This is a genomic window from Candidatus Limimorpha avicola (assembly GCF_056978975.1).
Genome location: NZ_DBMCYK010000032.1, coordinates 1 through 5,780, shown reverse-complemented (window position 1 = coordinate 5,780; position 5,780 = coordinate 1). Strand labels below are relative to the sequence as shown.

Sequence of the window (5,780 nt, the reverse complement as noted above, 5' to 3'; positions counted from 1 at the left end):
AGTATCACCATTATGGTAATCATATCCCAACAGTATTTCTTATATAGCCCTGCAATCTTTATTTCGATGAATGCCAAAAGTATTCCCACACCCACCAGACATCCACCGCAAATCAATATTCTTATCAGCCAGTTTATAATTCCAGCAACGACAGGATTGGATATTCCATCACTAATCTGTGCCACGTTCTTTCCTGCCAGTACAACCCAGCCAGCAATGGTCTGTGTGAAAGTTGCGATTGTATCAAAGAATACCACGCAATCAGAAATAAATATTTTTGACCGTATCATCTGAAAAAGAGTAGTTGATACGGAATACCATATCAGCAGAAACATCAATGCTTCATAAGGACAGTGGGATGCTGTGATGAAAGTGAGAGAGATCGCTTACCTGTCAGACAATTTATCTTACTATATTTTTTGCACGATAAATTTACTGATTTAATATCTCTGCAATCGTGTTTGGTGCATATTTATTGAGTTCATGTCCTGCATTTGGAACGATGTGCAAAGTAGCTTGGGGTAGCAATTCTTTTAACCTTTTAGAAGCCTTTAGATTGGCAGTATCCTTTTTGCCACACAAAATTGTTACTGGACAACGAATATTATTTAATTGCAAAGTAAAATCCAATGACCGCATAGAGTGAGCCAATTTTATGGTGCTGCTTTTTGATAGTCCCATACTTTCAAAAACCTTGTTTGGCATACAACGGAAGATAAGATTTTGAAAATCTATCAGTAAACTTGGAACTTTATATTGTGCGCCAATCAAAACCAGCGAATCCACTTTTTCCTCATGTCGAATAGCAAAATCAATCGCAAGAAGCGCACCTAACGAAAGACCGCAGATACGAAGCGGCTCTTTTACTTCTGAATACCGCTGTTCTAAATCACCCAAAATCTGCGAATAGGATATTTCATCTTCTGTTGAAGAAAAAAGTTCTGGGCAATCGACATCAGAAATTGATAGTTGTTGGACTACTTCTTTCCAGTCCTGCAAGCAACGATTCCGAGGCTGCCCAGCCTATTCTTCCATTATTGACCGTCCATGTATATTTACCGCCACTTGATGTTGTCCATGCATAATAACTTTTATTACTTAGTACCAGAGAATTATTCGCAGCACAAATGCCTGACATGGTGCTTGTATTCATTTTCGGTACTGCATAATTAGGTACTACCTGTCTGCTCCCATTAAGGTCAAAGGAAATAACCCCGTACTCCTTAAAATCAGAATTATATCCACAGGAAACATTCTCCCCAAAATTGATTGCATCCAAAATAGCACTTGAATTATTATAGTTTGCAAAATAATAAGCTAATTCACTGTTAGAAATATTCGCATTTTTATCTATCAGTGCAGCTATGGATTGCTTTGAAAAGCCTCGTGCAGCATCAGAAATACTTAAACTGTCCTGTTTTTTATTATTTCCTGCTCCAAGCAACATCTGTATTGCTTTTTGGTGTATTCCTGCCTCTGCCTGCTTTGAATATGTCAACAGCTGGTTTACTGTGTTTACATCTGTTACTGTCTTCATAATTATTCTCCAAACCCTTTTTCAACATTAAACGCCAAACATATGCTGCAATTTGTCCATCCCTTTACATACCACCTGATTCCAACATATACCAGTTGCACGAATAATAAGAGAAATAGCAGATTGATTGGCAATTTGAAAGTGGTACAGATACAAAGGAATGGATTCCTTATTGTAAGAAACCATTTGATGGTGCTGAATCTGTCATCAGATATCTTGGAAAATATACACACCGGATTGCTATCAGTAACTACCGAATCAAAGGTATGACGGAATCTACAGTTACATTTTCTGTTAAGGATTACAAAAAGCAAGGGCAATGGAAAGAGAGCACCCTCTCCGGCGAGGAATTTATCCGTCGATTTTTAATGCATGTTCCTCCAAAACGTTTTGTACGTATTAGGCACTATGGGCTTCTTTCATCAAGAAATAAAAATACAAAGATTACCATATGCAGAAACATCCTTGGCTGTCAAAAATACATTTCCAGGCTGAAAGATATAGATACACCTGCCATGCCATGCACCACCCGAAAGAGTAAGTGTCTGTGACCAGCTCAAACGGTTGCAGGCAGAGGGCAAGCAGAAACCGAAGCACCGATCCCACGACAGAGAAAGATAGTTTTAACATCGAAAACAACACCGCAGGGCAGTATCTCTGCCTTGTGGGATTACATACATTTTAAGACAGAGAAACACCCTGCAAGATTTTGAAGTCTTGCAGGGTGTAGATGGTTTATTCAGGAATTAATACATCTCCGTTGGAGATAGTTGCTTTGGATGCCGAAATTGCGCTTGTAATGGTATTATCATTGGTCTCATCAATTTCGCCTTCATAGGAAATCTGTACTGTATCGCCAACCTTGACAATTCCATAATCTACATAACGGGAGATTCGAAGGTCATTTAGTAGAACTTTGTAGGTGATACCGTCTGCCGGATTCTTGCACAGAATAGAATCATCCACAAGGATATATTCTTCTGTGATCTCAACGATTGTACCGGCAACCGAGTTCCTATACGCTTCATATTCTGTTTCGATGGATTTTTCTTTTGCATACTTGATAATCTTTCCGGCTGCTTCCTCTCCGATGTTAAATAAATACTGCCAGTCAAATGCGTTAGTCCACAGATAGCCGTCCTCCGTCACATAAAGAGCTGCCTTGTAGGCGCCAAGAGAATCGGAGGTAATCGTAAAGCTCAGATAATCTCTGTCACCGACCATCCACGATTCATCCTCAACGAAAACAGCACTTTTACAATCTGTAAGAACTTCCCATATATAATCGTCATTGTTTAACACGAAATGATTGCTGTTTGGGTTGTCTTCTTTTTCGGAAAAGCGGCTCAGTTCCACAACCTTGGATAGATTTACCGTTTCCATAAGCTCACCAAGCGTGCTCGGAGGAGAGTATTCGCTGCTCTTAAAAACGTAATAACTGTCTTCCATCTTCACGGCTACAAACTGACTTTGAGCGATATTCTGTAGCTTGTATACTTCAAACTCGGCAGTATATTTCTTTCCATCATTGATTTCATCATAACCGACAAAAGTGTAGTTTCCAATGCTCTCGCTAACCAATGCTTCTGATACCGCACGGCCTTTTCCATAATACTCAATGCCGTCAATTTCGACACTCGCATATTTCTCGTATCTCTAACATATTTCTCTTGACTGCTGAGAAACTTACTGATCAGCTTGCCTACATCCTCGTCGCTCACATTGGGAGCATACCGGTCATCCGGCAATACCGCCGCAAGCTCATCCAAGGATAAAATTACCTCTGCCGACCGTTTCTCTCGCTTCATAAATTCTAACCGCTTAAGCGACAAATTTCTTGCGACCTTACAGACAAAAGACATAAAATTATTTGGTCTTGTAGGCGGAATGGCGTTCCATACCCCCACATAAGTATCGTTGACACATTCCTTGGAATCCTCGTGGTTATTCAGAATGTTGTAGGCGATACTGTGGCAGAGTTTGCCGTACTTTGTATCCGTCTCCGTAATTGCCTGTTCGTTTCTATCAAAGTAGAGTTCTATGATTCTCAGATCATCCATGTTGTTCACCTCCTTCGTTTGACCTAAAAGCGCTTTCACCTATTAAGTACGTTTTTTGGGGCGTTGGTCTTAAAAAAACAACTCTTTTAGAATTATACCATAAATCTTGATTTCTCGACCATATATATAAACAGCGGCAAGGTTCACTCCCTGCCGCCTGGTATCTTATGCGTAAATTAGTTCTGCATTGACAACTTCCCCAACCGCATTTCGGATATTGTTCATTCTCTGTACCCATTCAAGCGGTTTATCGGCTTTTAACTGTTCTGTAACACCTTGCCTGTCGGCGTATTCCTTTACCAGCCGAAAGAACATATCCTTTGCCTGTTTGTCTATCTCAGCAAGGTATTCGTTCAGCCTTCCGTTTGTGAGCAAATTGGTATATGTAAGCCTGTGATACTCTTTCAGATAGTGCAAATGCCGCTGTCCCCAAATGCCGATTGGCTGTTCTTCTTCGGCGGGTAAGGTAAGACAGGGAATGTAATAGTCCCCGATCAGCTCATACCAAAGTCCATTGCTACCATCAAAAACATACTTATCCATTAAGAAATCCTCCATTGTTTTTGCCATTATAAGGTGCGAGAGCAAGGGTAAACTTGTGTGAAATCGTATAAAGGAATAAGGTGAGCAGATTGCGAAAAATCCTTTAGTTTCAAGGCTTTTGGAGGATTTTAATATCACCCTATAACGGGTGGTAACAGCCTAAGATTTTGACGGTTTCAAATTCCAATTTATCTTTTTCTTTCTGAAAATGGGCAATTCCGATTGGAATTGCCCACTCATTTATCACTCCAAAATCCAACGGCTTTGCCGTTGCCGTGCTTCGCACTCCTTGATTTTGTCGTTGTCACATCAGGTGAAAACAAATACTCGCTTTGCTCGTGCTTGTTTTCCTGCTGATGTTCCAAATTATGCGATTTTTAAAGCTCTGCACCGTTTCAAGCACCATTTGGTGTAAATTTGGTGTATTTGTGTATTTTCAGAGCTTTTTCACAAATGAAGTACGTCCCGTCTATTTGGTGAAACGGTACATCTTTACATCATCTTAGTAGAGCTTTGCACCTGCAGGAATATGGTCATCTACCATCAAAAGATGAAGTTCTTCATCCTCTGAATCCTTGAGGTTATTAACTGCTGAAAGGAGCATACCACAAGACTCAATTCCCATCATTGCTCTAGGTGGGAGGTTTGTGATAGCGATAAGCGTCTTTCCGACTAACTCTTCCGGTTCATAATATGCATGAATACCACTTAAAATTGTTCTGTCTGTGCCTGTACCATCATCAAGAGTAAACTGTAAAAGTTTCTTGCTCTTTGGTACTGCTACACATTCTTTAACCTTAACTGCTCTGAAATCTGATTTTGAGAATGTATCAAAATCAACTGTTTCCTCAAACAATGGCTCTATTTTAACATTTGAGAAATCTATTTTTTCAACAGGTTTAGTTTCCTCAACAGGAGCTGCTTCTGAAGTCTTATTTGCCTTCTTGTCAGCGTCTAACGACTTCATTGTCGGGACCCTTTTTGTGGTTCTTTCATACTCGACCAAGCTGGTGTTAATACTATTAAATTCTCCATATTCCAATTATCCCCCATACTTCATATTTTTGCTCTACTTTGAGTCACTTTGCGGGCAAATGATGTAAAATATGATGTAAATGATGTAGGGCGATAGTAGTATATGCAAGAGCATATTCATATACAAGAAATTATAACTTCTCTTATTTACAATGTCAATCCACATCAAAGTAACGCTGCCTTATCTTTTCCTGCTTCAGAACAAGAAAAAAGAACACACAACACTCTGTATGTTCTCTTTCTGTATGTGAAGTCCAATATTATACTTTGAAGTAGCTATCCAATCCTTTGAACTCTTCCGCTTTCATTTCTTTTGTAACATCAGCATAGATGTTCAGTGTAGTTGAAATATCTGAATGTCCGAGTGCGTCTTGAATGACCTTTATATTTACTCCAGCTTCACACATTCTTGTTGTAAATGTATGTCTAAGCGAGTGGCAGCTAAAATGAGGAAGTAACACATCAGGTTCATCACTGTGCAAAAACTGCTCATCATTGCAATCACGGATAATTCTTCGGATTGCTTTGTTGAGTGTGGCTTGGTGCTGTGCCTGACCAAAACGATTGATGAAAATAAAATCTGTATATCCGTCAATCGTGACCTC

Annotated in this window: 9 protein-coding genes; 1 reads left to right on the top strand and 8 read right to left on the bottom strand. The window is 39.6% G+C overall.

Features of this window, described 5'->3' with window-relative positions; genetic code table 11:
* The 4 genes from ACZOVS_RS10225 to ACZOVS_RS10210 form a co-directional block, all read right to left on the bottom strand.
* On the bottom strand, window positions 1–290 hold a 290-nt coding region (locus ACZOVS_RS10225; protein ID WP_483997121.1), incomplete at its 3' end, for a DUF6040 family protein.
* 142 nt (window positions 291–432) lie between these two features.
* Window positions 433–897, bottom strand: a complete 465-nt coding sequence (locus ACZOVS_RS10220) for an alpha/beta fold hydrolase (RefSeq protein ID WP_483997120.1) — start codon at window positions 895–897, stop codon at window positions 433–435.
* Window positions 898–955: 58 nt separating this feature from the next.
* Window positions 956–1,537 (bottom strand): hypothetical protein, encoded by a 582-nt coding sequence (locus ACZOVS_RS10215; protein WP_483997119.1) that lies wholly within the window; start codon window positions 1,535–1,537, stop codon window positions 956–958.
* A gap of 2 nt (window positions 1,538–1,539) precedes the next feature.
* Window positions 1,540–1,770, bottom strand: a complete 231-nt coding sequence (locus tag ACZOVS_RS10210) for a DUF6040 family protein (protein ID WP_483997123.1) — start codon at window positions 1,768–1,770, stop codon at window positions 1,540–1,542.
* Here ACZOVS_RS10210 and ACZOVS_RS10205 point away from each other — a divergent pair.
* The gene (locus ACZOVS_RS10205; protein ID WP_483997122.1) at window positions 1,660–2,088 is read left to right on the top strand and encodes an IS91 family transposase; all 429 of its coding nucleotides are present in this window, start codon (window positions 1,660–1,662) and stop codon (window positions 2,086–2,088) included. The two genes, ACZOVS_RS10210 and ACZOVS_RS10205, sit on opposite strands and share 111 nt — an antisense overlap.
* A gap of 906 nt (window positions 2,089–2,994) precedes the next feature.
* On the opposite strand, the gene ACZOVS_RS10200 is transcribed toward ACZOVS_RS10205, so the two are convergent.
* From ACZOVS_RS10200 to ACZOVS_RS10185, 4 genes are all read right to left on the bottom strand, one after another.
* Window positions 2,995–3,597 carry an RNA polymerase sigma factor gene (locus ACZOVS_RS10200; protein WP_483997118.1) on the bottom strand — a complete coding sequence of 201 codons (603 nt, stop codon included), beginning with the start codon at window positions 3,595–3,597 and terminating at the stop codon, window positions 2,995–2,997.
* A gap of 165 nt (window positions 3,598–3,762) precedes the next feature.
* Window positions 3,763–4,140: a TnpV protein gene (locus ACZOVS_RS10195; protein ID WP_440287072.1), complete on the bottom strand. Its 378-nt coding sequence runs from the start codon at window positions 4,138–4,140 to the stop codon at window positions 3,763–3,765.
* A gap of 502 nt (window positions 4,141–4,642) precedes the next feature.
* Window positions 4,643–5,107 carry a methionyl-tRNA formyltransferase gene (locus ACZOVS_RS10190; RefSeq protein WP_483997117.1) on the bottom strand — a complete coding sequence of 155 codons (465 nt, stop codon included), beginning with the start codon at window positions 5,105–5,107 and terminating at the stop codon, window positions 4,643–4,645.
* Window positions 5,108–5,435: 328 nt separating this feature from the next.
* A partial coding sequence (locus tag ACZOVS_RS10185) for a tyrosine-type recombinase/integrase (RefSeq protein ID WP_483997116.1) occupies window positions 5,436–5,780 on the bottom strand: 345 nt, incomplete at its 5' end.